Source organism: Escherichia sp. XD33 (assembly GCF_019375075.1).
GTDB lineage: Bacteria > Pseudomonadota > Gammaproteobacteria > Enterobacterales > Enterobacteriaceae > Enterobacter > Enterobacter flexneri_A.
On sequence record NZ_JAENDM010000004.1, the window covers coordinates 79,284 to 105,575 of the forward strand.

Genomic DNA, 26,292 nt, shown 5'->3' on the forward strand with positions numbered 1-26,292 from the left:
AGATAATTAGAGAAAATATGATTAAAAATTTGCCGCAAATAGTGTTGTTGAATATTGTCGGCCTCGCGCTGTTTCTTTCCTGGTATATTCCCGTTAATCATGGATTCTGGTTGCCGATTGATGCGGATATTTTTTATTTCTTTAATCAGAAACTGGTCGAAAGTAAGGCCTTTTTGTGGCTGGTTGCATTGACCAACAATCGCGCTTTCGACGGTTGTTCTCTGCTGGCGATGGGAATGTTGATGCTGGGTTTCTGGCTGAAAGAAAACGCCCCTGGCAGACGACGTATCGTGATTATGGGTCTGGTCATGCTATTAACTGCAGTGGTATTAAACCAGCTGGGTCAGGCATTAATTCCTGTAAAACGGGCCAGCCCAACATTGACTTTTACCGATATTAACCGCGTCAGCGAACTGCTCTCTGTTCCCACGAAAGATGCCTCACGAGATAGCTTTCCCGGCGATCACGGCATGATGCTGCTTATTTTTTCGGCATTCATGTGGCGTTATTTCGGCAAAGTTGCAGGCCTTATCGCCCTTATTATTTTTGTGGTTTTTGCATTTCCCAGAGTAATGATTGGCGCACACTGGTTTACTGACATCATTGTCGGTTCGATGACCGTGATATTGATCGGTTTGCCCTGGGTGTTGCTGACGCCATTAAGTGATCGATTAATCACCTTTTTTGACAAATCACTACCGGGAAAAAACAAACATTTCCAAAACAAATAACTCACAGTAATTAACATCATCAGGCTTATTTTTATAGTGAGGATAATCCTGATGATGCGCACCGTGCTTTCATCCATCGCGCGCAAAAATCATTCTCTAAGTAAATGAATGGATTGCATGCGTTTCACTCAATCGTACTTTAATTGACCAATCCCGCTTATTAACTTTCTGTATCACTTTTTCTTATAAAAAATCATGCAAAACCGCTCGCCAAGACCGCATCAATCGGGTAATCTCGAACTCGTTTTGCCTCGGCGGTAGATTATCCTCACAGCATATAATTTTGTGCGTTAGTCCACAGATTTGGCCTTAAGGAATTGTTTCAACATGCCCAGGTAATTAGTCTCGTGTCGCTTGGCATTTTTTTATAACGATATTTGTCGTTAAGGACTTCAAGGGAAAACAAACAACATGGTCAAATCTCAACCGATTTTGAGATATATCTTGCGCGGGATTCCCGCGATTGCAGTAGCGGTTCTGCTTTCTGCATGTAGTGCAAATAACACCGCAAAGAATATGCATCCTGAGACACGTGCAGTGGGTAGTGAAACATCATCACTGCAAGCTTCTCAGGATGAATTTGAAAACCTGGTTCGTAATGTCGACGTAAAATCGCGAATTATGGATCAGTATGCTGACTGGAAAGGCGTACGTTATCGTCTGGGCGGCAGCACTAAAAAAGGTATCGATTGTTCTGGTTTCGTACAGCGTACATTCCGTGAGCAATTTGGCTTAGAACTTCCGCGTTCGACTTACGAACAGCAGGAAATGGGTAAATCTGTTTCCCGCAGTAATTTGCGTACGGGTGATTTAGTTCTGTTCCGTGCCGGTTCAACGGGACGCCATGTCGGTATTTATATCGGCAACAATCAGTTTGTCCATGCTTCCACCAGCAGTGGTGTTATTATTTCCAGCATGAATGAACCGTACTGGAAGAAGCGTTACAACGAAGCACGCCGGGTTCTCAGCCGCAGCTAATAAACCGTTTGGATGCAATCCCTTGGCTATCCTGACGAGTTAACTGAAAGCACTGCTTAGGCAGTGCTTTTTTGTTTTCATTCATCAGAGAAAATGATGTTTCCGCGTCTTGATCCAGGCTATAGTCCGGTCATTGTTATCTTTTAAATGTTGTCGTAATTTCAGGAAATTAACGGAATCATGTTCATACGCGCTCCCAATTTTGGACGTAAGCTCCTGCTTACCTGCATTGTTGCAGGCGTAATGATTGCGATACTGGTGAGTTGCCTTCAGTTTTTAGTGGCCTGGCATAAGCACGAAGTCAAATACGACACACTGATTACCGACGTACAAAAGTATCTCGATACCTATTTTGCCGACCTGAAATCCACTACTGACCGGCTCCAGCCGCTGACCTTAGATACCTGCCAGCAAGCTAACCCCGAACTGACCGCCCGCGCAGCGTTTAGCATGAATGTCCGAACGTTTGTGCTGGTGAAAGATAAAAAAACATTCTGTTCATCTGCGACCGGTGAGATGGACATTCCACTCAATGAATTGATTCCGGCGCTCGACATTAATAAAAACGTCGATATGGCGATCTTACCCGGCACGCCGATGGTGCCGAACAAACCCGCAATCGTCATCTGGTATCGCAACCCTTTGCTGAAAAATAGCGGCGTCTTTGCCGCTCTGAATCTCAACCTGACGCCTTCACTCTTTTATAGTTCACGGCAGGAAGATTACGATGGCGTCGCCCTCATTATTGGCAATACTGCGCTATCTACCTTTTCTTCACGTTTGATGAACGTTAACGAATTAACCGACATGCCAGTCCGTGAAACTAAAATTGCGGGCATTCCTCTGACCGTTCGGCTTTATGCAGATGACTGGACATGGAACGATGTGTGGTACGCATTTTTACTGGGCGGCATGAGTGGAACTGTCGTTGGCCTGCTCTGCTATTACCTGATGAGCGTACGTATGCGCCCCGGCAGAGAAATCATGACCACCATCAAGCGCGAACAATTTTACGTGGCGTATCAACCGGTGGTGGATACACAAGCTTTGCGAGTAACGGGCCTGGAAGTACTGCTACGCTGGCGGCATCCTGTCGCGGGAGAAATTCCCCCGGATGCCTTCATTAACTTTGCCGAATCGCAAAAGATGATTGTGCCGCTGACTCAGCACCTGTTTGAGTTAATTGCCCGCGATGCCGCAGAATTAGAAAAAGTGCTGCCGGTAGGCGTCAAATTTGGTATTAACATTGCGCCGGACCATCTGCACAGCGAAAGCTTTAAAGCAGATATCCAGAAACTGCTCACTTCCCTGCCCGCACACCATTTCCAGATTGTGCTGGAAATTACCGAGCGCGATATGTTGAAAGAGCAAGAAGCCACACAACTCTTCGCCTGGCTGCACTCGGTCGGCGTAGAAATTGCTATTGATGACTTCGGCACCGGGCACAGCGCGCTTATCTATCTTGAGCGTTTTACGCTCGATTATCTGAAAATTGACCGTGGATTTATCAACGCCATCGGTACGGAAACGATCACTTCCCCCGTACTTGACGCGGTGCTGACGCTGGCGAAACGCCTCAATATGCTGACGGTTGCTGAAGGGGTCGAAACGCCGGAACAGGCGCGATGGCTAAGCGAACGCGGCGTTAATTTCATGCAAGGCTACTGGATTAGCCGCCCGTTACCGCTGGACGATTTTGTTCGCTGGCTAAAGAAACCGTATACGCCGCAGTGGTAAGGTGTGCTTACGTCCCTTATTATTCATAGTGAAAGCATGCCGGATTGCGGCTAATGATGAGTAAAAGGAAATCCGTTGCAGATGATTGTGCGCATACTGCTGCTGTTTATCGCTCTGTTCACCTTTGGTGTGCAGGCGCAGGCTATCAAGGAAAGCTATGCCTTTGCCGTGCTGGGCGAACCCCGGTACGCGTTTAATTTCAACCATTTTGATTATGTGAACCCCGCCGCGCCAAAAGGTGGGCAGATAACGTTGTCAGCCCTCGGCACCTTCGATAATTTCAACCGCTATGCACTGCGCGGCAACCCGGGCGCACGCACCGAGCAGCTGTACGACACGCTATTTACGACTTCCGATGACGAACCAGGCAGTTATTACCCGCTGATTGCTGAAAGCGCACGCTATGCTGACGATTATTCCTGGGTGGAGGTCGCTATTAATCCGCGCGCCCGTTTTCATGATGGTTCGCCCATTACTGCCCGCGATGTAGAGTTTACTTTTCAAAAATTTATGACCGAAGGCGTGCCGCAATTTCGTCTGGTCTACAAAGGCACCACCGTCAAAGCCATTGCACCGTTAACCGTGCGCATTGAGTTAGCTAAACCCGGCAAAGAAGATATGCTGAGTCTGTTTTCGCTGCCGGTATTTCCAGAAAAGTACTGGAAGGATCACAAACTTAGCGACCCGCTCGCCACGCCTCCGCTTGCCAGTGGTCCGTACCGCGTTACGTCCTGGAAAATGGGGCAAAATATTGTCTATTCCCGTGTGAAAGATTACTGGGCAGCAAACTTACCGGTAAACCGTGGACGCTGGAATTTCGACACCATTCGCTACGATTATTACCTCGATGATAATGTCGCCTTTGAAGCGTTTAAAGCAGGTGCCTTTGATTTGCGTATGGAAAACGACGCCAAAAACTGGGCCACGCGTTATACCGGTAAAAATTTCGATAAAAAATACATCATCAAAGATGAGCAAAAGAACGAATCAGCCCAGGATACGCGTTGGCTGGCGTTTAATATCCAACGTCCGGTATTCAGCGATCGCCGGGTCCGGGAAGCTATCACTCTCGCCTTTGACTTTGAATGGATGAACAAGGCGTTGTTTTACAATGCCTGGAGTCGCACGAACAGTTATTTTCAGAATACCGAATACGCGGCCAGAAATTACCCCGACGCCGCGGAGCTGGTGCTTCTGGCACCAATGAAAAAAGATCTACCGTCAGAAGTCTTCACACAAATCTACCAGCCGCCGGTATCCAAAGGCGATGGCTACGATCGTGACAACCTGTTAAAAGCCGACAAACTTCTCAACGAAGCGGGCTGGGTGCTGAAGGGTCAGCAACGCGTTAATGCCACAACGGGTCAGCCACTCAGCTTTGAATTATTGCTTCCCGCAAGCAGCAATAGTCAGTGGGTATTGCCGTTCCAGCACAGCCTGCAACGGCTGGGTATCAACATGGACATTCGCAAGGTGGATAACTCGCAAATCACTAACCGCATGCGCAGTCGCGACTATGACATGATGCCGCGCGTATGGCGGGCGATGCCGTGGCCCAGTTCCGATTTACAGATTTCCTGGTCATCGGAATATATCAATTCCACTTATAATGCCCCCGGCGTGCAAAGCCCGGTTATCGACTCGCTGATCAACCAAATTATTGCCGCGCAGGGAAATAAAGAAAAATTACTGCCGTTGGGGCGAGCACTGGATCGCGTATTAACGTGGAATTATTACATGCTGCCAATGTGGTACATGGCGGAAGACCGTCTCGCCTGGTGGGATAAATTCTCCCAGCCGGCCGTGCGCCCCATCTATAGCCTCGGTATCGATACCTGGTGGTATGACGTCAATAAAGCGGCCAAACTGCCGTCCGCCAGCAAACAGGGAGAGTAGATGGGCGCTTACCTGATTCGCCGTCTGTTGCTGGTGATCCCAACATTATGGGCGATTATCACCATCAACTTTTTCATCGTGCAAATTGCGCCTGGCGGTCCGGTCGACCAGGCCATCGCCGCCATTGAGTTTGGTAATGCCGGAGTATTACCCGGCGCAGGCGGTGAAGGTGTTCGTGCCAGCCATGCGCAAACGGGTGTCGGCAATATCAGCGACAGTAATTACCGTGGCGGACGCGGATTAGATCCAGAAGTGATCGCTGAGATCACTCATCGCTACGGTTTTGATAAGCCGATCCACGAACGTTACTTCAAAATGCTCTGGGACTACATCCGCTTTGATTTTGGCGATAGCCTGTTTCGCAGCGCCTCGGTGCTGACGCTGATTAAAGACAGTCTGCCGGTTTCCATCACCCTCGGATTGTGGAGCACGCTGATTATCTATCTGGTGTCGATTCCGTTAGGCATTCGCAAAGCTGTTTATAATGGGAGCCGCTTTGACGTCTGGAGTAGCGCATTTATCATCATCGGCTACGCCATTCCGGCCTTTTTGTTTGCCATCCTGCTGATTGTCTTCTTCGCGGGCGGCAGCTATTTCGACCTGTTCCCTCTACGCGGCCTGGTTTCCGCTAACTTTGATTCGCTGCCGTGGTATCAGAAAATCACCGATTATCTGTGGCATATCACGCTGCCGGTGCTGGCGACAGTGATTGGTGGCTTTGCGGCGCTGACCATGCTGACAAAAAACTCATTCCTTGATGAAGTGCGCAAGCAATACGTGGTGACCGCGCGTGCGAAAGGGGTAAGTGAAAAAAATATTCTCTGGAAACATGTGTTCCGCAACGCCATGCTGCTGGTGATTGCCGGTTTTCCGGCGACGTTTATCAGCATGTTTTTTACCGGCTCGCTGCTGATTGAGGTGATGTTTTCACTCAATGGTCTGGGCTTACTGGGCTACGAAGCGACCGTCTCGCGCGATTATCCTGTAATGTTTGGTACCTTGTATATTTTCACCCTGATTGGCCTGCTGCTGAATATTGTCAGTGATATCAGCTATACGCTGGTTGATCCGCGTATTGATTTTGAGGGACGTTAATGTCGCGACTCAGCCCCGTCAATCAGGCCCGTTGGGCGCGTTTTCGTCATAACCGTCGCGGCTACTGGTCGTTATGGATTTTCCTCGTCTTGTTTGGTTTGAGTTTGTGTTCTGAACTTATCGCCAACGATAAACCGTTGCTGGTGCGTTATGACGGCAGTTGGTATTTCCCGTTATTGAAAAACTACAGCGAAAGCGATTTTGGCGGCCCGCTGGCAAGTCAGGCTGATTATCAGGACCCGTGGCTGAAACAACGGCTGGAAAATAACGGCTGGGTACTGTGGGCACCGATTCGCTTTGGTGCTACCAGTATCAACTTTGCTACCGATAAGCCCTTCCCTTCTCCACCCTCCCGGCAAAACTGGCTGGGAACGGATGCCAACGGCGGCGATGTGCTGGCACGCATTCTCTATGGCACGCGGATCTCGGTTCTGTTTGGCCTGATGCTGACTCTCTGTTCCAGCGTGATGGGCGTGCTGGCGGGGGCGCTACAAGGCTATTACGGCGGTAAAGTCGATCTCTGGGGACAACGCTTTATTGAAGTATGGTCGGGGATGCCGACGCTGTTTTTGATTATTTTACTTTCCAGCGTCGTACAGCCTAACTTCTGGTGGCTGCTGGCAATTACTGTCTTGTTTGGCTGGATGAGTCTGGTCGGCGTGGTGCGGGCGGAGTTTTTACGTACTCGTAATTTCGACTACATTCGTGCGGCACAGGCGCTTGGCGTCAGCGATCGCAGTATCATCCTGCGTCATATGTTGCCTAATGCCATGGTCGCGACCCTCACCTTTTTACCGTTTATTTTATGTAGTTCGATAACCACCCTGACCTCGCTCGATTTCCTCGGCTTCGGTCTACCGCTCGGTTCACCGTCACTCGGTGAACTGCTGTTACAAGGGAAAAATAACCTTCAGGCCCCGTGGCTTGGGATCACCGCCTTCTTGTCGGTGGCGATATTATTGTCTTTGCTGATCTTTATTGGTGAAGCCGTCCGCGACGCATTTGATCCTAATAAGGCGGTGTAGCATGACGCAAACTCTGTTAGCGATTGAAAATTTGTCGGTGGGTTTTCGCCATCAGCAAACCGTACGTACAGTAGTCAATGATGTTTCACTACAGATTGAGGCTGGCGAAACGCTGGCGCTGGTGGGTGAGTCAGGTTCAGGCAAAAGCGTTACCGCGCTGTCAATTTTACGCCTGCTCCCTTCCCCGCCGGTTGAATATCTCTCCGGCGATATTCGTTTTCATGGCGAATCGCTGCTTCACGCCAGCGATCAAACGTTGCGCGGTGTACGCGGTAATAAGATCGCCATGATTTTTCAGGAACCGATGGTGTCGTTAAATCCATTGCATACCCTGGAAAAACAGCTTTATGAAGTGCTTTCACTCCACCGCGGGATGCGTCGGGAAGCGGCTCGTGGCGAAATTCTTAACTGCCTTGATCGCGTTGGTATCCGCCAGGCGGCAAAACGGCTGACAGATTATCCGCATCAGCTCTCCGGCGGCGAACGGCAGCGGGTGATGATTGCGATGGCGCTGTTAACGCGACCGGAATTATTAATTGCCGATGAACCGACCACCGCACTGGACGTCTCTGTCCAGGCGCAGATTTTACAGCTGTTGCGCGAACTGCAAGGCGAGCTGAATATGGGCATGCTGTTTATTACTCATAACCTCAGCATTGTCAGAAAACTGGCCCACCGCGTGGCGGTAATGCAAAACGGTCGCTGTGTCGAGCAAAATTACGCCGCTACGCTATTTGCATCACCCACTCATCCTTACACACAAAAGCTACTCAACAGTGAACCGTCAGGCGATCCAGTGCCGTTGCCAGAACCTGCCTCAACGTTGCTGGATGTTGAACAGCTTCAGGTTGCCTTCCCCATTCGCAAAGGGATTTTGAAGCGCATTGTGGATCATAATGTGGTGGTGAAAAACATCAGTTTTACGCTACGAGCGGGTGAAACACTGGGTTTAGTGGGCGAGTCCGGTTCCGGGAAAAGTACGACGGGACTGGCGCTGCTGCGACTGATTAATTCTCAGGGCAGCATCATCTTTGACGGTCAGCCACTGCAAAATTTAAATCGCCGCCAGCTGTTACCTATTCGTCATCGCATTCAGGTGGTATTTCAGGATCCAAACTCCTCGCTCAACCCACGACTCAACGTTTTGCAGATTATTGAGGAAGGCTTACGGGTTCACCAGCCGACGCTTTCTGCCGCACAACGCGAACAACAAGTGATAGCCGTGATGCATGAAGTGGGATTAGATCCTGAAACACGCCACCGTTATCCGGCGGAGTTCTCTGGTGGTCAGCGACAACGTATTGCGATTGCCAGGGCATTAATTCTTAAGCCCTCGCTGATCATACTTGATGAACCGACATCATCACTCGACAAAACGGTACAGGCGCAAATATTGACGCTATTGAAATCATTGCAACAAAAGCATCAACTGGCCTATTTGTTTATCAGCCACGATTTGCACGTTGTCCGCGCGTTATGTCATCAGGTTATCATACTGCGACAAGGGGAAGTAGTGGAACAAGGACCGTGCGCGCGCGTGTTTGCCACACCGCAGCAGGAGTATACGCGTCAGCTACTGGCGTTGAGCTGACGCTTAAAAAGGATTGTAGTTTGAAAAGGGTTCGGCAATTGCCACACCAAAATTTTTCAATCGGCATGTTGCAGCAAACTCGTCCTGGCGATTTACAAACAGGCACGGCTCACCTTCACACTCCAGCACCGAACATGGAACTTCGATGTCGCTTAACGCCTGGCTTAGTTTATACATCACCGACCATGCATTATCACCATCCGGGCTAAGCAATTTAAGCGCCACCAGGCTGTTGTCACCGCACGGTCCATTTTGCGGAATCGGTTCAACCTTCGAACCTGCGAAACCAGCAGACCAGCGATAGTTCTGCGGCAGTCGATGGACGATTGAGAGTTGTAATGAAGTCACTTATTTTCCCCGGAAGCACATTCACTTCACAATTTGTTTACATCAATTTTAACACATCATCAACAATCCGTCTTTATACAGATCGTAAAGATTGATGCCTCGCCTGCGTGGCCTCTATGGCTCTGATTTAAGTAATATCTGCGGGCGTGGTCACGTTTGCGGGGCTATATGTACCCGTTTCTGCGATCTAACTCAACCTTTTTAACTACAATGATGTGACTTTTTACATAAATTGATTTTACATAAAATAAACATATATCGGGGGAATGATAGATTTGTGGTTGACATGCATCAACAAAGGAAGCCTTTTAGCTTCCTCGTTGTGCAATAGATCACCGTTTTTTCGGCCGACTGGCGTACAGACAGAAGAGAATGGAGCTGGTTGCGCAGAATGCAATTGACCAAATCATCGGCCATGCAGAGTTAAAGGTCGCAAGAGAAAGCAATGCGCCAACAATTGCCCCTATGCCAAAACGGAAGGTTCCTGCCAGCGAAGATGCCGTTCCCGCCATATGGGGAAACTCATCAAGAATGACCGCCATCGCATTGGATGACACCATCGACACGCAGCCCACAAACGCCGCAACGCCAACCACCAGCGACCAAAATCCCAGCCCCAGCAGCGCACTGATGACCATCCACGCTGCCATAATAAATTGTATCCACAACCCCGAGCGGAACATATTTAACGCGCCAATGCGGCGGACGAAGCGGCTGTTAAAGATGGTCATCACGAACAGAAAAACAATGTTTAGCGCAAAGTAATAACCAAAGTTTTCCGGCGCGACGTGGTTAATTTCAATATAAACAAACGGTCCGGCGCTTAAGAATGAGAACATCCCGGCAAAGCTGAAACCACTGGCAAGCATGTAGCTCAGAACACGTTTATGGCGGAACAGCGCCGCAAAGTTACCAATAGTGGTACGAATGTGAAATGGCTGACGACGCTCCGGTGGTAAGGTTTCTTTAATCAGGAAGAAAATCATTGCCGAAGCCAGAATCGCCGCTAATGCCAGGATCCAGAAGATGTAATGCCAGCTCAGCCACACCAGCACCCAGCCGCCAACTATCGGTGCCATCAGCGGTGCAATGGTTGTCACCAGCATGACAAACGACATCATCCGCGAGAACTCTTCTTTCGGGTAAATATCGCGCATCAGGGCGTTAATGACCACGCTGGCCGCAGCCGCAGCCAGCCCGTGGAAGAAACGCATCACAATCAGCTGATCGATGGTGTTTGCCAACGCACACGCCACCGCGGCGGCGGCAAACACCAGCGTACCGCCGAGCACCACCGGCTTACGCCCGAAGCTGTCTGCCATCGGCCCGTAGATTAACTGCCCCAACGCAAAGCCCAGAATATAAGTACTGAGGGTCATCTGCGTACTGCCCGCCGGTACGCCAAACTGCGCTGAAATTACCGGTAGCGCGGGCAGATACATATCAATCGACAGCGGCATCAACATGGCCAGCAGGCCAAGGATAAAAACAATAGCAAACGACGAATGCTGTCGGGTGGTCACAACGGGCTCCTGAAAGTCATTGAAAAGTTAGACGACGCTGGCAATTTCTTCTTCAGTTAACGGACGATATTCACCGGGGGCTAAATCAGCATCCAGCGTAATACCGCCAATACGTTCACGATGCAGCTCAACCACGTGGTTACCCACGGCGGCGAACATGCGTTTCACCTGATGATAACGCCCTTCGCTGATGGTCAGACGAACCTGCGTTGGGGTAATCACTTCCAGCACCGCAGGCTTAGTGAGATCTTTTTCGTTATGCAGCTGCACGCCTTTAGCAAATTGCTCTGCCGTATCGTCAGCTACAGGTGATTCCAGTGTCACCAGATAGGTCTTCTCGCAATGATGGCGCGGAGAAGTAATGCGGTGCGACCACTGACCATCATCAGTCATCAGCACCAGACCGGTGGTATCAATATCCAACCGCCCCGCCGCATGCAGTTTCCACGCTACCGGTTCATCAAGAAAATAGAGCACCGTTGGGTGATCAGGGTCGTCCGTGGAGCAAACATAGCCCTGAGGCTTATTGAGCATGAAGTAACGTGGACCGTGTTGCTGCGCCAGCGGGTTGCCATCGTAAGCGACATCATGTTCAGGAAGCAGTTTGAACGCTGCATTACGGACGATTTCGCCATCGACGGTGACACGATTGCCGCGGATTTCACGCCCGGCAATAGCACGGCTAACGCCGAGTTGCTGTGCGATAAATTTATCAAGTCGCATGTGTGTGATTTTGCCTGTAAAAACGGAGGTCGGGCATTGACCCGAAAATCTGAACTGTTGTCTGCCCAGTATAGCGGTCTAATAACATCCCTCAAGGGAAAAAGATCCATGGCATACTATTAGCAGAATAATCTACCTACGCGAGACCATGATTTTTACACTTCGCCCATATCAGCAAGAAGCCGTGGATGCCACGCTCAACCATTTTCGTCGTCATAAAACCCCTGCCGTTATCGTGCTGCCCACCGGCGCAGGTAAAAGCCTGGTGATAGCGGAACTGGCACGGCTGGCTCGTGGTCGCGTGCTGGTGCTGGCACACGTTAAAGAACTGGTGGCGCAAAACCATGCAAAGTATCAGGCGCTGGGGCTGGAAGCCGATATTTTTGCCGCCGGGCTAAAGCGCAAAGAGAGCCACGGTAAAGTGGTATTTGGCAGCGTGCAGTCTGTCGCCCGTAATCTTGATGCCTTTCAGGGTGAATTTTCGCTGTTGATTGTCGATGAATGTCACCGTATTGGTGACGATGAAGAGAGCCAGTATCAGCAAATCCTCACTCACCTGACAAAAGTGAATCCCCACTTACGCCTGCTGGGGCTGACTGCCACGCCTTTTCGATTGGGCAAAGGCTGGATCTACCAGTTTCATTATCACGGCATGGTACGCGGCGATGAGAAAGCCCTTTTCCGTGACTGCATTTATGAGCTGCCGCTGCGTTATATGATTAAACACGGCTATCTGACGCCGCCAGAACGACTGGATATGCCAGTAGTGCAATACGATTTCAGCCGCTTGCAGGCACAGAGTAACGGGCTGTTCAGCGAAGCCGATCTCAACCGTGAGCTGAAAAAACAACAACGTATTACCCCGCACATCATCAGCCAGATTATGGAGTTTGCTGCAACGCGCAAAGGGGTGATGATTTTTGCCGCGACGGTTGAACACGCAAAAGAGATTGTGGGATTACTGCCTGCCGAAGATGCAGCACTGATTACTGGCGACATCCCCGGCGCTGAGCGCGATGTGTTAATTGAAAATTTTAAAGCCCAGCGTTTTCGCTATCTGGTCAACGTCGCGGTACTGACCACCGGATTTGACGCCCCGCACGTCGATCTTATCGCCATTCTGCGCCCTACCGAATCAGTGAGTCTTTACCAACAAATTGTCGGGCGCGGTCTGCGTCTCGCTCCGGGCAAGACTGATTGCTTAATTCTTGATTATGCGGGTAATCCTCACGATCTCTACGCGCCGGAAGTTGGTACACCAAAAGGCAAAAGTGACAACGTTCCGGTACAGGTTTTCTGCCCTGCCTGCGGTTTTGCCAACACCTTTTGGGGGAAAACGACCGCCGACGGGACATTGATTGAACACTTTGGTCGTCGCTGTCAGGGATGGTTTGAAGATGACGACGGTCATCGCGAACAATGTGACTTCCGTTTCCGTTTTAAAAATTGCCCGCAATGTAACGCGGAAAACGATATTGCCGCCCGCCGCTGCCGCGAATGTGACACCGTACTGGTTGATCCGGACGATATGTTAAAAGCGGCGCTACGACTGAAAGACGCGCTGGTATTACGCTGTAGCGGCATGTCTTTGCAACATGGGCACGACGAGAAAGGCGAATGGTTGAAAATCACCTATTACGATGAAGACGGCGCGGATGTGAGTGAGCGTTTCCGTCTGCAAACACCTGCCCAGCGTACCGCCTTCGAGCAGCTTTTTATCCGCCCGCATACGCGCACACCGGGCATCCCGCTGCGCTGGATCACCGCCGCCGATATCCTCGCCCAGCAAGCCTTATTGCGACACCCGGATTTTGTCGTCGCCCGCATGAAAGGCCAGTACTGGCAGGTGCGTGAAAAAGTGTTCGATTACGAAGGTCGTTTTCGTCTGGCGCACGAATTACGCGGTTAATGGTAGTTTTGATTGATGTATAAGGCGATTGAGTATAGAATCTCGCCCGCTTTTGCATACGCAAAGCAGATCACTTACCTGTTGCTGGGTCGCCTGTAGCAGGATTAATTTAAGAGAGAAAGAAATGTTTACTATCAACGCAGAAGTACGTAAAGAGCAGGGTAAGGGTGCGAGCCGCCGCCTGCGTGCCGCTAACAAGTTCCCGGCAATCATCTACGGTGGCAAAGAAGCGCCGCTGGCTATCGAGCTGGATCACGACAAAGTCATGAACATGCAAGCTAAAGCTGAATTCTACAGCGAAGTTCTGACCATCGTTGTTGACGGTAAAGAAATCAAAGTTAAAGCTCAGGACGTACAGCGTCACCCGTACAAACCGAAGCTGCAGCACATCGACTTCGTTCGCGCTTAATTGCTGAATAAGTTGTAAAAAACCCCGCTCCGGCGGGGTTTTTTGTATCTGCAGATTATGCCTGATTACGGTATTGCTATTTTTTGCAGGCCAGATAAGGCGTTCACGCCGCATCTGGCATTCAGAACACAAAACCGATTAATTGCCGCCAGACGTCCGGCGCTGCAATTGGTCGCGCAAATTCGGCGGCGTGCCTTTAATGGTCAAGGTATCGGTTGCTGGATCCCAGAAGATGCGTTCACCTAACAGCATCGCATCAAAGTTAATAGTCAAGCCACCGCCGCTACCGGCAAACTTCGTCAACTGACGCAGTGTGCTACGGTCTGCCGGGAAGCTCTCTTCCAGTTCGTAGCCTTTTTCAGCCGCAAACTCCGTGAAGCTCACTTCGCTTACGCCTGCCAGCTCTTTCGACAGCGATTTCAGTTCGATCTCTTCGCCTGCCTGCAGCTGCTCATTACAGTAGCTATAAACCTGCTGGCGCACGTTCTGTCGCTCTGCTTTATCCAGTTGTGCTTCGGCAGTGAAATCATCAACCGCTTGCAACAGCCCACGGTTTTGCGCTTTCGCGTTTAACCCTTCGCTGGCCCCGAGGAAATCCATAAAGAAATCCGCCACTTTGCGCCCTACTCGCCCTTTCAGGAAAGTGAGATAGCGGGTGGACTCTGGATTGGTTTCCCATTCGGTTAAATCGATACGCGCAACAATATCCGCATGATTGATATCAAGATAATGGGTTGGGTTGATGTCGAGATTTTCGTTAACGCGCATACTGCTCAGGTTGCTCAGAACTGCCACCAGCAAATACTCCACCGCCAGATAGCGATAGTGGCAAAACAGCACGAATCCACCGTCAGCAAAAGGATATTTCGCTAATTCGTCACGCAGGCGGCCGGTTGCCGCGCGGCTAAATGCCAGGAAGTCCTCTTCGCCCTGACGCTGTAAGCGCAGCGTCTGCGCCAGTTCACTCTCTTCGCTAAACAAGCCGTAAGCTTTATTTTTGGCGCTATAGACCCGATGCAGTTCTGCCACCATCTCAACGACGGTTTCTGTCGGTTCCAGCAATGAATCGCGCAACACCAGCTCAAGGTTCTGCTCATCACGCTTGATAAGCTGGTGCAGAGCAATCTGGTTGATATCCAGACTCATGATAAACTCTCCTTTAAGACCGGGCGGTATTCAACCACCGCCGGTTAAGCGACGCAATAAAAGATGGCGGTCATTTTACAGAAGGCAGCGTAACGAGAATGATTTAACGCATAAAAAAGCAGAAAAAAAACCGTTGCTACGGTAATATGTTGCCCTTTCATCAACTAACTGATTTCGATTTATGCCACAAATTTCCCGCTACAGTGATGAACAGGTTGAACAATTGCTCGCAGAGCTGCTCAACGTACTGGAAAAACATAAGGCTCCGACCGACCTTTCCCTGATGGTGTTAGGCAACATGGTCACTAACCTTATCAACACCAGCATTGCCCCGGCCCAACGCCAGGCAATTGCCAACTCTTTTGCCCGCGCCTTACAGTCCTCTATCAACGAAGACAAAGCGCACTAAGGGAAACAGATAACAGGTTATGGTAACTCATCGTCAGCGCTACCGTGAAAAAGTCTCCCAGATGGTCAGTTGGGGGCACTGGTTTGCACTGTTCAATATTCTGCTTTCGCTCGTCATTGGCAGCCGTTACCTGTTTATCGCCGACTGGCCGACAACGCTTGCTGGTCGCATTTATTCCTACGTAAGCATTATCGGCCATTTCAGCTTCCTGGTGTTCGCCACCTACTTGCTGATCCTCTTCCCGCTGACCTTTATCGTCGGCTCCCAGAGGCTGATGAGGTTTTTGTCCGTCATTCTGGCAACGGCGGGAATGACGCTATTACTGATCGATAGCGAAGTCTTTACTCGTTTCCATCTCCATCTTAATCCCATCGTCTGGCAACTGGTTATCAACCCAGACGAAAATGAGATGGCGCGCGACTGGCAGCTGATGTTCATCAGCGTGCCGGTTATTTTATTGCTTGAACTGGTGTTTGCGACGTGGAGCTGGCAAAAGCTGCGCAGCCTGACGCGTCGTCGACGCTTCGCGCGCCCGCTGGCCGCATTCTTATTTATCGCCTTTATCGCCTCGCATGTGGTGTATATCTGGGCCGATGCCAACTTCTATCGCCCGATCACCATGCAGCGCGCTAACCTGCCGCTTTCGTACCCGATGACGGCGCGACGTTTTCTTGAGAAGCATGGTCTGCTTGATGCGCAGGAGTATCAACGCCGTCTTATTGAGCAAGGTAATCCAGACGCCGTTTCCGTTCAGTATCCGTTAAGCGAACTGCGCTATCGCGATATGGGCACCGGGCAGAATGTGCTGTTGATTACTGTCGATGGCCTGAACTACTCACGCTTCGAGAAGCAGATGCCTGCGCTGGCAGGTTTTGCTGAGCAAAATATTTCGTTCACGCGCCATATGAGCTCCGGCAACACTACAGACAACGGCATCTTTGGCCTGTTCTATGGCATCTCGCCGAGCTATATGGACGGCATTCTGTCGACCCGTACGCCTGCGGCATTAATTACTGCGCTTAATCAGCAAGGCTATCAGCTGGGGTTATTCTCATCAGATGGCTTTACCAGCCCGCTGTATCGCCAGGCATTGTTGTCAGATTTCTCGATGCCGAGCGTACGCACCCAATCCGACGAGCAGACCGCCACGCAGTGGATCAACTGGCTGGGACGCTACGCACAAGAAGATAACCGCTGGTTCTCGTGGGTTTCTTTCAATGGTACTAACATTGACGACAGCAATCAGCAGGCATTTGCACGGAAATATAGCCGGGCGGCAGGCAATGTCGATGACCAGATCAACCGCGTGCTCAATGCACTGCGTGATTCTGGCAAACTGGACAATACGGTGGTGATTATCACTGCCGGTCGGGGTATTCCACTGAGCGAAGAGGAAGAAACCTTTGACTGGTCCCACGGTCATCTGCAGGTGCCATTAGTGATTCACTGGCCAGGCACGCCGGCGCAGCGTATTAATGCTCTGACTGATCATACCGATCTGATGACGACGCTGATGCAACGCCTGCTACATGTCAGCACACCTGCCAGCGAATATTCGCAAGGTCAGGATTTGTTCAACCCTCAACGCCGTCATTACTGGGTTACCGCAGCGGATAACGATACGCTGGCAATTACCACCCCGAAAAAGACGCTGGTACTGAACAATAACGGTAAATACCGCACTTACAACTTACGTGGTGAAAGAGTGAAAGATGAAAAACCACAGTTAAGTTTGTTATTGCAAGTGCTGACAGACGAGAAGCGTTTTATCGCTAACTGATTAATTATAAATCAGTTAGCGAAATATCTTACTTGCAATCGGTGTGGAAAACGGTAGTATTAGCAGCCACGAGTCGGCACGTAGCGCAGCCTGGTAGCGCACCGTCATGGGGTGTCGGGGGTCGGAGGTTCAAATCCTCTCGTGCCGACCAAAAATCCCAAGAAAAAACCAACCCTTACGGTTGGTTTTTTTATATCTGCAATTAATTCGATAAACAGACCGTGACACATCACAGCCTGTTTATTTTCTGTTATCAGAACGTCCAGACCACACCCGCCTGAGTATTCCACGGCGATTCTACCCCTGCGCCATTGCCATAGCTGACTGACAAATGACCGCTTAACGTCGGGGTAAACGATGACCTTATACCAGCCTGATAAACGCCACTGGTTCCAGCCACATCATTATTAAATTTGCCATCGTCATTAACTTTCACCTGGTTAGAATCGGCGTATTCCTGACGCACGGCCGCTTTCAGCCAGGGTTCCAGCGTCGTACCGTTTTGCAGGTCCATGTGATAGCTTACCGCCGTTCCCGCTTCAGCGCGTAATATCCGGGTATTTCCCACATCCGCGCGCATGCCGTTTGATAACGTGTAGTCCTGACCATCTGTGGTAAAGCCGGTAAAGGCCAGATAGGGTCTAACACTCCACAATCCGTCAACCCAACGGAACCCGCTCTCAACATGAGCACCCGCGCCGTTACTATTGTAATCGCCAAACGCTGTTGCCCCATTACTCATCTTGCCATGGATGGTGTTGGCAAAACGGTCAACTTTCACCACCCCATCAACATAGGCACCGTTCTGATGCTCCCAACCGGCATAAGCCCCCAGGGTATAGCTATCGATATTACCTTTGCCGCCGCGATCAAAACCAATATCAGAATGAGAGTAACCAAAGATCAAGCCGCGAATTGTACTGCTTTCTTCACGGGAGAAACGGCTATCGATACCGAGCGTCAGGCCCGTCAATGTTTGCTCAAAACCAGCTCCCGCATCAGTGGTCACGTTGTTGCGGGTGTTAATTGCCGAACTCCACATCGCCGTATCGTAACTAACGCCTTTTACGCTACCAAGACGCTCACGCACGGTGTCCAGTTCTGCATCAAATACCAGCGGTTGTGCGGCCGCCATATTCAGCACATCAGTGGTTGAAGGGGTAATTTGCGCGCGATTCTCTGCCAGACTCCAGCTATGGTTGCCATTATCCAGCAAGGTATATTCATACGTACCGATATCAACAACGCCTCCGGCATTGCCCAACGTAAATGCAGCATCACCGCCGCCCGTTGTTACCAGTGTAAGGCTATCTCCTGCTGCCGGGCTGGCACCGGTGTCCGTCACGAATATTTTGAAATCACCTGTTGCCTGACCGGTGACGTTGAGCTGATCGCTCTGATGATTAGCCATATCGGTACGCATATAAAAATTGCCGTTTCCCGACAGGGTATTGGTGGTCAACGTAATGAAATTTTCCGCACTTGCCGTCACTGATGAACGAGTCACTGGCTCATCCATCATAATCACATTTGCGTCAGACATCGCAAGGTTGGCTAAGTTGAGGAGGGTGTTTTGGTTCGTCGTAGTGATATCGGCAATGATGGTCCATACGCTATTTTCGAGCGAAACGTCCGCTTTGCTGGTATCCACGGCACCATGCGTTCTAAAAGAAGCGCCCTCAGAAACCACTACCTTACCCACCAACATTGCGGGTGCATAATTTATTTGCGGCTTCATGACCTCAAGAATGCCATCATTCCCTCTGACTGAAACGTTAACCATTGTGCCAGCCCAGACGTTAGCGCGGCCATTGTTGATAACCATATTTTCAGAGATGGCTTTTGAGGAATACGTGATACTTCCATTCTGATATGATCGACCGAGATCATATACCGCATTTGCCTGCACTTTCGTACCAGTATCCTTTCCCAGCGATTGCATAGTGGCATGCTTATCAAGGATAGTATCAATGGCCTGCGTGTCCTCCATAACAATGAGCCCGGAACCATCATCCAGTTCATAATTTTTTGACACACCATCTTTTATACTAAATTGGCCTTTACTGTTTGGACCACTCACTTCCAGCGCATTCGTTGAGACAATTAATTTTCCGCCTGCTTTTTTATCAACGCCAGTTACAGTCCCGCCATCCATAACCTCCAGTAAGCCGCCACTATCTACAGTGGTATTATAAGCGAAGTCATTTTCTTCAACTCGCAAACTTCCGCCGTTTTCCAACAACATATTATTAGCAATACCATTCTTGATATCGAACTGACCGAGACGGTTTGTTCCGAATACCTCCATGGCCCGCGTGGTTGTTTTAATAGCACCGCCTGCTTTCTGATCTACCGCAAATGCAAATCCCCCCTCTTTAACCTCCAGTAGTCCTCCCTTTTCGATAGCGACAAAGACGGCCCCCCCATCTTTTTCAACGATTAAGCGCCCGCCTTTAATCGTGGTATCATTCGCTGCGCCATAAACCTGTAGCACACCATTATTGAGCGTAGTCTGGTTTGCCGCGCCACCCATTTGAACAATTTGATAACCGTCATTTAATACTGAGTATTCTGCGGCGCCATTCATTTCAATGTACTGATACCCTCCGTTAATTTCAGTATTATTACTTACACCAAATTCTTTTATATGGTGTTCTCCGCCAGGATTGATTTTCGTATTATTGGCGGTCCCATAAACCAGCTGGATATCTTTTTCCAGGACAACACCATCAACTGTCTCACCATACTCAACAGTTGATGCCAATGCTATGGGTGAATATAACGCTGTAGCCACCAGAACAGATATTGCGGAACGACAAAGAGAAACAGAACCAGATTGATGCATTGAGCTTTCATCCTATGAAATTAATTGCTGTTAAAAGCATTGGGTACAGAAAATACCCATAGCTCCATACCCGGAGTCAGTTTTTAAAAACTGTTTAAAGAAATGCACAAGTATTGTGATTGATTTTTTAGTTGTTTTTCTTGATGAGAAGCTGATGCAAAATTCCGTCTTTATAATGAAAATGATGCCAAAGCGAACGACAAGGTTGTAGTTTTCACTACATGTCCATACATAAAATGGGGTAACATTCACGCGCCTGGTAGCGTTACCAACGCTACGCTCAAACATAATGATTCTAATAAAACCTCAGGAGACTACTATGCCTGAAGCAACGCCTTTTCAGGTGATGATTGTGGATGATCATCCACTTATGCGACGCGGTGTTCGTCAGTTACTGGAGCTTGATCCTGGCTTTGAAGTGGTCGCCGAAGCGGGCGACGGCGCGAGCGCTATCGATCTGGCGAATAGACTGGATATCGACGTGATCTTGCTGGATCTCAATATGAAAGGTATGAGTGGCCTGGATACTCTCAATGCCTTGCGCAGGGATGGCGTTACCGCGCAAATTATTATCCTGACCGTATCCGATGCCTCCAGCGATGTCTTTGCGCTGATAGACGCAGGCGCAGACGGTTATCTGTTGAAAGACAGCGACCCGGAAGTATTGCTGGAAGCGATTCGTGCCGGAGCGAAAGGCAGCAAAGTCTTTAGCGAACGCGTCAATCAGTACTTACGTGAACGTGAAATGTTTGGCGCGGAAGAAGATCCCTTCAGCGTGCTGACGGAGCGCGAGCTGGATGTTCTGCACGAGCTGGCACAGGGGCTGTCAAATAAACAGATTGCCTCGGTGTTGAATATTTCCGAGCAGACAGTAAAAGTACATATTCGCAATCTGCTGCGTAAACTCAATGTCCGCTCACGCGTGGCGGCCACCATTCTGTTCCTGCAACAACGCGGGGCACAATAAAAATAGCCCGATGGATTTATCATCGGGCTGAGATTTATGACAAACGCAAAACTGCCTGATGCGCTACGCTTATCAGGCCTACGTGGATCGATCAATTTATTGAATTTACACAATTTTGTAGGCCGGATAAGGCGTTCACGCCGCATCCGGCATAAACTAAGCGCACTTTGTCAACAGTCTAGCCCGATGGCATCACCATCGGGCCTCTTTTTATTTACTCTCCTGCGGCGACAAATGTTGCATCGCCTGCGCGATACTACGTTCAATCACCGCACGGCGAGTATCGTTGGCAGGTAAGAGTTTCAACATCATCTCCCACGCGGCAACGGCTTCGCCAAATCGCTGCTGCTCAAAGGCATTAAACGCATACATGCTTAGCACACGGATATTGCTATGGTCCGTTCTCACCAGCTGACGTAGCAGTTCACCGCCGAGGCGGTTGTCGTTGGGATCAGATGAACGAGTCAACGCTTCAGCGTATCCCAGTGCAGCATCACTGTTTTTCGGATCGAGGCGATACGCAGTGGCGTATGCATCGGTGGCGATACTGGCGTTACCCAGCGCCATGCCAACGCGGCCCAACATAATCCAGCCTTCTATATCTCCCGGATTTTTTTGCAGTTGAGTACGCATCCCCAGCGCAAGACGCGACATCTCTTCTTCGTTGAGCGGATCGGCTTTCGGATCCAGCGCCCTGTCCAGCAACGCCGGAGCCTGTGCCGTGGCCTGCTGCCAGATTTTCACCTGCTGATAATTGCCAGTCTGGTAGTAGCTGACGCCAGCCACAATTAACGCCACCACAATACCCGGCAGATAAACAACATATCCGGCACGCTTACCTTCCGGCACGCTTTGTTCAGGAAACGCTTCCGGCACCACGCGTACCCGACGCCGCGAGCGGGCGTATATGACCCAACCGCCAATGCCAATAGCCACTACTGGCAGCACCCACAGCAGCACGGTCAGCGGCGTTAACGGCGGATCGTAAGTGACGAAGTTGCCGTAACGCGCCACCATATAATCGACAATCTCTTTTTTACTTTTACCTTCCTGCATCAGTTCATACACTTTCTGACGCAGGTCGGTGGCAATCATCGAGTTGGAATCGGCAATGCTGTTGTTCTGGCATTTCGGGCAGCGCAGTTCTTCAGTGAGCTGACGGAACTGTTGTTCCTGTGCTTCATCTTTAAACTGCAACACATCGATGGTCGCCAGCGCTGAGCCGGAGATCATCAGCATCAGCACGCCCAATAAAAACCTCATTGTGCGGCCTCCTTACTGTATTTCTCCCACAGCGGCTTGATCTCTTCTTCCCAGACGCGAGGATTCAGATCGCCCGCATGGCGATAGCGAATGATGCCGTTGCCGTCAATAAGAAACGTTTCTGGCGCGCCATAGACACCGAGATCCAGCCCTAACATGCCATCGCCATCAAACAGGCTTAGCGCGTAAGGATTGCCCAGCTCTTTCAGCCAGCTGATTGCCTTCTGGCGATCGTCTTTATAGTTCATGCCGACCACGCGGATGCCCTGCGCAGAAAGCTGATTCAGATATTGATGTTCCGCACGGCAGGTCGGACACCAGGTCGCCCAGACGTTAAGCAGTACTGGTTTGCCCTGAGTCAGCACATCCGCCTGATAAAACTGCCCCGGATTGTCCAGTGATTCGAGACGAAACTTCGGCACAGGCTTGCCAATGAGCGCCGATTCCAGATTGGTCGGATCATCCCCTTCGGCATTACGCGCCAGCTGCCACAGCAGCGCCGCGGCAATCGCCAGGAAGATAATCAACGGAATTAACAATACTTTGCGCTTCATACGGCCTCCGGCGCAGTTTTTTGCGGACTCACGCGCTTACGATAGCGAGGATCAAACAGACACAGCAGTCCGCCCAACGCCATCATCAGCCCGCCCGCCCAAATCCAGCGAACAAATGGTTTGTAGTAAAGACGCACGGCCCACGCGCCGTTTTCCAGCTCTTCACCGAGGGCCGCGTACAGGTCACGCGTGATGCCGCCGTCAATTGCCGCTTCGGTCATCATCGACCCGGCAGTGTTGTAATAACGTTTTTCCGCATACAGCACCGTTTCCGGCTTGCCATCGCGCGTTACGCCGATAGTCGCCACACCGCCACGCCAGTTCGGGCCAGTCACCTCTTTGACATCACGGAAGGTGAAGCGATATTCATGAATATCGACGCTATCGCCGGACTTCATGCGCACATCACGCTCAACGCTATAGTTCTGGCTAAAGGCAATGCCAACAATTGTCACTGCCAGCCCAAGGTGAGCCGCCACCATCCCCCAATAACTGAAGGTGGTTTTCGTGCCGCGTGAAATACGTAGCGCAGCTTCCGCAATTGCCAGCACCGCAATCCAGCAGGCCATTGCCAGGCCGAGCACCGTCATCGCCACAACTTTGCTTTCGAACAGCCACGGCAACAGCAGCGACAGCACCAGCGTAGAGATGAAGGCGATAATCAATAAATTGCGGATCTTACGCGGGCGATCCCGCCCCCAGCGCACCAGAGGACCGACACCAAGCAGTAGCGCAAACGGCACCATCAGCCAGGTAAACATGGTGTTGAAGAACGGTTCGCCAATCGAAATACTGCCCAGTCCCAGTTGCTTATGCACCAACGGCAGCAGCGTCCCCAGCAACACCACCAGCATCGCAGCGACCAGCAAAACATTGTTCGCTAACAGCAAAGATTCCCGCGACCACAGCGCATTGTTTACGCGTGAGCGAACTTTGTGTCCACGCGCGGCAAACAGCAGCAGCGAACCGCCAATCACCAGCACCATAAAGGCGAGGATAAACATACCGCGCGCCGGATCAGACGCAAACGCGTGTACCGATACCAGCACGCCGGAACGCACGAGGAAAGTCCCCAACAGACACAACGAGAAGGCACTGATTGCCAGCAGTAATGTCCACGCTTTGAAGCTGGCGCGTTGTTCAGTGACCGCCAGTGAGTGCATCAGCGCAGTCCCCACCAGCCACGGCATAAACGAGGCGTTTTCTACCGGATCCCAGAACCACCAGCCACCCCAGCCGAGTTCGTAATAGGCCCATGCGGAACCGAGCACGATGCCGAGCGTCAGGAAGATCCACGCTGCCAGCGTCCACGGACGAGTAAAACGCGCATAAGTGCTGTCCAGACGCCCGCTCAGCAAAGAAGCAATGGCAAAAGCAAACGCCACCGAGAAACCCACGTACCCCATATAAAGCAGAGGCGGATGGAAGATCAGCCCCGGATCCTGCAATAGCGGGTTAAGATCGCGACCTTCAATCGGGAAGTTCGGCAACGTGCGAGAGAACGGGTTAGAGGTAAAGAGAATGAACAGCAAAAAGCCGACACTGACCATCCCCATTATCGCCAGTACACGGGCCACAATATCCAGCGGAATACGCTGACTAAAAATCGCCACCGCAAAGGTCCAGCCGCTCATCAGCAGCACCCACAGCAGTAGCGAGCCTTCATGCGCGCCCCAGGTAGCCGCCACGCGATACCACACCGGAAGCTGGGTATTGGAGTTGCTGGCAACATAGGTGACGGTGAAGTCGTTGACCACGAAAGCATTGACCAGCACCAGAAATGCGCCAGCCACAGACATAAACAGCAGCCAGGCAAACAAGCGGGAAGACGCCATCATGCGCGCATCTCCGCGCGCCACGCCCCATAGCGGATACACGGACAGCAGCAGCGCAATTCCCAGCGCCAGGCACAGCAGTCCGTTACCAATTTCTGGCATCATGATGCTGGGTCCTTATAAACACTCGCCGGGCGACGGTGGTTAGCTTCCATCGCTTTCTCAACTTCTGGCGGCGTATAGTTTTCATCGTGTTTCGCCAGCACTTCTTTCGCGAGGATATGATTGCCTTTTTCCAGTTCGCCCTGCACCACAACGCCCTGCCCTTCACGGAACAGATCCGGCAAAATGCCTTCGTAAGAGACATCCACTGAGCCTTCAGCATCGTAAATGGTGAAGGTCACTTTCAGCGAATTGGGATCGCGCTGCACACTACCCGGCATCACCATCCCGCCAACGCGCAGACGCTGACCGACTTCCGGCATTTGCTGAGTTTCACGCTTGCCGTAGAGAATTTCCCCCGGCGTATAAAAGAGATCGATATTCGAGCGCAGCGCATATAGCACCAGACCGATAGTCAGCGCCAGCCCTGCCAACACGGCACAGGCAATCCACAAGCGGTTTTTACGGCGAATATTCATGCAGCCTCCTGCTGTTGCGCAGCACGTAAACGCGCCTCACGCGCCCGCTGTTGCGCCACGCCACGCAGAATTGCGCGATGTTGCATCACCGAGTGCACGACCAAAACCACCAGCGGAATAACGGTCATCACCACCGCCAGCCAGACAAAAAAGGCGTAACCGCCCATTGCGAAAAATTCATTCCAGGAAGCAAATGCAGGGGTCATTTACGGCCTCTTTTCAGTATCAGTTCACTCACCCACGGACGGCGTTTTTCCATCAGCAAAATCAAATTACGCATCCGCATCAGCGTCAGCGTGGCAGACAGGAGCAGGAAGCCAAAAATCGACCAGCGCAGCGGCGAACGCATCGCCGGATCGATACTTTGCTGCATCCGCGTTGATCCCTGATGCAGGGTGTTCCACCACTCCACGGAGTAATGAATAATCGGCAGATTCACCACGCCAATCAGCACCAGGATACCTGCCGCACGGCCCGCCAGACGGCGGTCGTCGAAGGCGTGCCACAGGGCAATCACACCCACATACAAAAACAGCAGCACCAGTTCAGAAGTCAGACGTGCATCCCATACCCACCAGGTGCCCCACATCGGTTTTCCCCATGCAGAGCCGGTAACCAGGGCAATAAAGGTAAACACGGCACCAATGGGGGCCATCGCCGCCACCGCCAGGTTGGCCATTTTCATCTGCCAGACAAGGCCAATAAACGCTGCCACTGCCATTGATGCATAAATGCCCATCGACCAGATCGCCGCAGGCACATGCAGGTAGATAATGCGGTAGCTATTTCCCTGCTGATAATCAGCCGGAGCAAAGCCGAATCCCCAGATCCAGCCGACGGTAAGCACGACCACACTGGCAATTGCCAGCCACGGTATAAACCAGCCACAGATTTGATACAGCCGTGGTGGGATCGCCAGTTGATGCAGTGTTTTCCACATAGTTTCG

General features: G+C 50.9%; 23 protein-coding genes and 1 tRNA gene. 13 read left to right on the forward strand and 11 right to left on the reverse strand.

The annotated features are described in order from the left end of the window. The first annotated feature begins 17 nt into the window (after positions 1-17). From lpxT to yejF, 7 genes are all read left to right on the forward strand, one after another. The gene (gene lpxT, locus K0778_RS04245; protein WP_001300998.1) at positions 18-731 is read left to right on the forward strand and encodes a Kdo(2)-lipid A phosphotransferase; all 714 of its coding nucleotides are present in this window, start codon (positions 18-20) and stop codon (positions 729-731) included. Positions 732-1,142: 411 nt separating this feature from the next. Further along, positions 1,143-1,709, forward strand: coding sequence for a bifunctional murein DD-endopeptidase/murein LD-carboxypeptidase (gene mepS / locus K0778_RS04250; protein ID WP_000241011.1), 567 nt, complete (start codon positions 1,143-1,145; stop codon positions 1,707-1,709). Between the two features lie 180 nt (positions 1,710-1,889). After that, the gene (locus K0778_RS04255; RefSeq protein WP_089541317.1) at positions 1,890-3,446 is read left to right on the forward strand and encodes a cyclic di-GMP phosphodiesterase; all 1,557 of its coding nucleotides are present in this window, start codon (positions 1,890-1,892) and stop codon (positions 3,444-3,446) included. Positions 3,447-3,527: 81 nt separating this feature from the next. Then, positions 3,528-5,342 (forward strand): extracellular solute-binding protein, encoded by a 1,815-nt coding sequence (locus K0778_RS04260; RefSeq protein ID WP_000637046.1) that lies wholly within the window; start codon positions 3,528-3,530, stop codon positions 5,340-5,342. Further along, a complete protein-coding gene (locus K0778_RS04265) occupies positions 5,343-6,437 on the forward strand; it encodes a microcin C ABC transporter permease YejB (protein ID WP_000501604.1) in 1,095 nt (364 codons plus the stop codon). Further along, entirely contained in the window at positions 6,437-7,462 is a 1,026-nt protein-coding gene (locus K0778_RS04270) for an ABC transporter permease (protein WP_000088916.1), read from the forward strand. The genes K0778_RS04265 and K0778_RS04270 overlap by 1 nt, the downstream gene beginning before the upstream one ends. Before the next feature lies 1 nt (position 7,463). Further along, positions 7,464-9,053 carry a microcin C ABC transporter ATP-binding protein YejF gene (gene yejF / locus K0778_RS04275; RefSeq protein WP_000194927.1) on the forward strand — a complete coding sequence of 530 codons (1,590 nt, stop codon included), beginning with the start codon at positions 7,464-7,466 and terminating at the stop codon, positions 9,051-9,053. Positions 9,054-9,056: 3 nt separating this feature from the next. Here yejF and K0778_RS04280 read toward each other — a convergent pair whose 3' ends face one another. The 3 genes from K0778_RS04280 to rsuA form a co-directional block, all read right to left on the reverse strand. Beyond that, positions 9,057-9,401 carry a YejG family protein gene (locus tag K0778_RS04280; RefSeq protein WP_000202798.1) on the reverse strand — a complete coding sequence of 115 codons (345 nt, stop codon included), beginning with the start codon at positions 9,399-9,401 and terminating at the stop codon, positions 9,057-9,059. Between the two features lie 332 nt (positions 9,402-9,733). After that, positions 9,734-10,924 (reverse strand): multidrug efflux MFS transporter Bcr, encoded by a 1,191-nt coding sequence (gene bcr, locus K0778_RS04285; protein ID WP_000213361.1) that lies wholly within the window; start codon positions 10,922-10,924, stop codon positions 9,734-9,736. A 27-nt stretch (positions 10,925-10,951) separates the two neighbouring features. Continuing rightward, positions 10,952-11,647: a 16S rRNA pseudouridine(516) synthase RsuA gene (gene rsuA / locus K0778_RS04290; protein WP_001234850.1), complete on the reverse strand. Its 696-nt coding sequence runs from the start codon at positions 11,645-11,647 to the stop codon at positions 10,952-10,954. A 148-nt stretch (positions 11,648-11,795) separates the two neighbouring features. Here rsuA and K0778_RS04295 point away from each other — a divergent pair, with 148 nt between their 5' ends. Next, the gene (locus K0778_RS04295; protein WP_153449056.1) at positions 11,796-13,556 is read left to right on the forward strand and encodes a DEAD/DEAH box helicase; all 1,761 of its coding nucleotides are present in this window, start codon (positions 11,796-11,798) and stop codon (positions 13,554-13,556) included. A 124-nt stretch (positions 13,557-13,680) separates the two neighbouring features. Continuing rightward, on the forward strand, positions 13,681-13,965 hold the full coding sequence (gene rplY / locus K0778_RS04300; RefSeq protein WP_000494183.1) for a 50S ribosomal protein L25: 285 nt from the start codon (positions 13,681-13,683) through the stop codon (positions 13,963-13,965). Positions 13,966-14,103: 138 nt separating this feature from the next. On the opposite strand, the gene yejK is transcribed toward rplY, so the two are convergent. Then, the gene (gene yejK, locus K0778_RS04305; protein WP_000050793.1) at positions 14,104-15,111 is read right to left on the reverse strand and encodes a nucleoid-associated protein YejK; all 1,008 of its coding nucleotides are present in this window, start codon (positions 15,109-15,111) and stop codon (positions 14,104-14,106) included. A gap of 181 nt (positions 15,112-15,292) precedes the next feature. On the opposite strand from yejK, the gene K0778_RS04310 reads away from it, so the two are divergent. The 3 genes from K0778_RS04310 to K0778_RS04320 all read left to right on the forward strand — a co-directional run bounded on the left by K0778_RS04310 (position 15,293) and on the right by K0778_RS04320 (position 17,451). Next, positions 15,293-15,520, forward strand: coding sequence for a YejL family protein (locus tag K0778_RS04310; protein WP_001135667.1), 228 nt, complete (start codon positions 15,293-15,295; stop codon positions 15,518-15,520). Positions 15,521-15,539: 19 nt separating this feature from the next. Further along, positions 15,540-17,300: an LPS biosynthesis-modulating metalloenzyme YejM gene (gene yejM, locus K0778_RS04315; RefSeq protein ID WP_000256203.1), complete on the forward strand. Its 1,761-nt coding sequence runs from the start codon at positions 15,540-15,542 to the stop codon at positions 17,298-17,300. 74 nt (positions 17,301-17,374) lie between these two features. Beyond that, positions 17,375-17,451: transfer RNA gene (locus tag K0778_RS04320), tRNA-Pro, on the forward strand. 102 nt (positions 17,452-17,553) lie between these two features. Here K0778_RS04320 and yejO read toward each other — a convergent pair. After that, positions 17,554-20,145: an autotransporter YejO gene (yejO, locus tag K0778_RS04325; RefSeq protein WP_153449057.1), complete on the reverse strand. Its 2,592-nt coding sequence runs from the start codon at positions 20,143-20,145 to the stop codon at positions 17,554-17,556. Positions 20,146-20,464: 319 nt separating this feature from the next. Here yejO and narP point away from each other — a divergent pair, with 319 nt between their 5' ends. Next, positions 20,465-21,112 (forward strand): nitrate/nitrite response regulator protein NarP, encoded by a 648-nt coding sequence (gene narP / locus K0778_RS04330; protein WP_001113637.1) that lies wholly within the window; start codon positions 20,465-20,467, stop codon positions 21,110-21,112. A gap of 210 nt (positions 21,113-21,322) precedes the next feature. Here narP and ccmH read toward each other — a convergent pair whose 3' ends face one another. From ccmH to ccmC, 6 genes are read right to left on the reverse strand one after another with little or no spacing between them, the layout of a single operon-like run. Beyond that, positions 21,323-22,375 carry a cytochrome c-type biogenesis thiol:disulfide oxidoreductase CcmH gene (ccmH, locus tag K0778_RS04335; RefSeq protein WP_001211575.1) on the reverse strand — a complete coding sequence of 351 codons (1,053 nt, stop codon included), beginning with the start codon at positions 22,373-22,375 and terminating at the stop codon, positions 21,323-21,325. After that, positions 22,372-22,929 carry a thiol:disulfide interchange protein DsbE gene (gene dsbE, locus K0778_RS04340; RefSeq protein ID WP_000824439.1) on the reverse strand — a complete coding sequence of 186 codons (558 nt, stop codon included), beginning with the start codon at positions 22,927-22,929 and terminating at the stop codon, positions 22,372-22,374. Before dsbE ends, ccmH begins: the two co-directional genes overlap by 4 nt. Further along, on the reverse strand, positions 22,926-24,869 hold the full coding sequence (gene ccmF, locus K0778_RS04345) for a cytochrome c-type biogenesis heme lyase CcmF (RefSeq protein WP_000982447.1): 1,944 nt from the start codon (positions 24,867-24,869) through the stop codon (positions 22,926-22,928). The genes dsbE and ccmF overlap by 4 nt, the downstream gene beginning before the upstream one ends. Further along, positions 24,866-25,345: a cytochrome c maturation protein CcmE gene (gene ccmE / locus K0778_RS04350; RefSeq protein WP_001026418.1), complete on the reverse strand. Its 480-nt coding sequence runs from the start codon at positions 25,343-25,345 to the stop codon at positions 24,866-24,868. Before ccmE ends, ccmF begins: the two co-directional genes overlap by 4 nt. Further along, entirely contained in the window at positions 25,342-25,551 is a 210-nt protein-coding gene (gene ccmD, locus K0778_RS04355; protein ID WP_000186540.1) for a heme exporter protein CcmD, read from the reverse strand. The genes ccmE and ccmD overlap by 4 nt, the downstream gene beginning before the upstream one ends. Continuing rightward, on the reverse strand, positions 25,548-26,285 hold the full coding sequence (gene ccmC, locus K0778_RS04360; protein WP_001295447.1) for a heme exporter protein CcmC: 738 nt from the start codon (positions 26,283-26,285) through the stop codon (positions 25,548-25,550). The genes ccmD and ccmC overlap by 4 nt, the downstream gene beginning before the upstream one ends. Positions 26,286-26,292 lie beyond the last annotated feature (7 nt).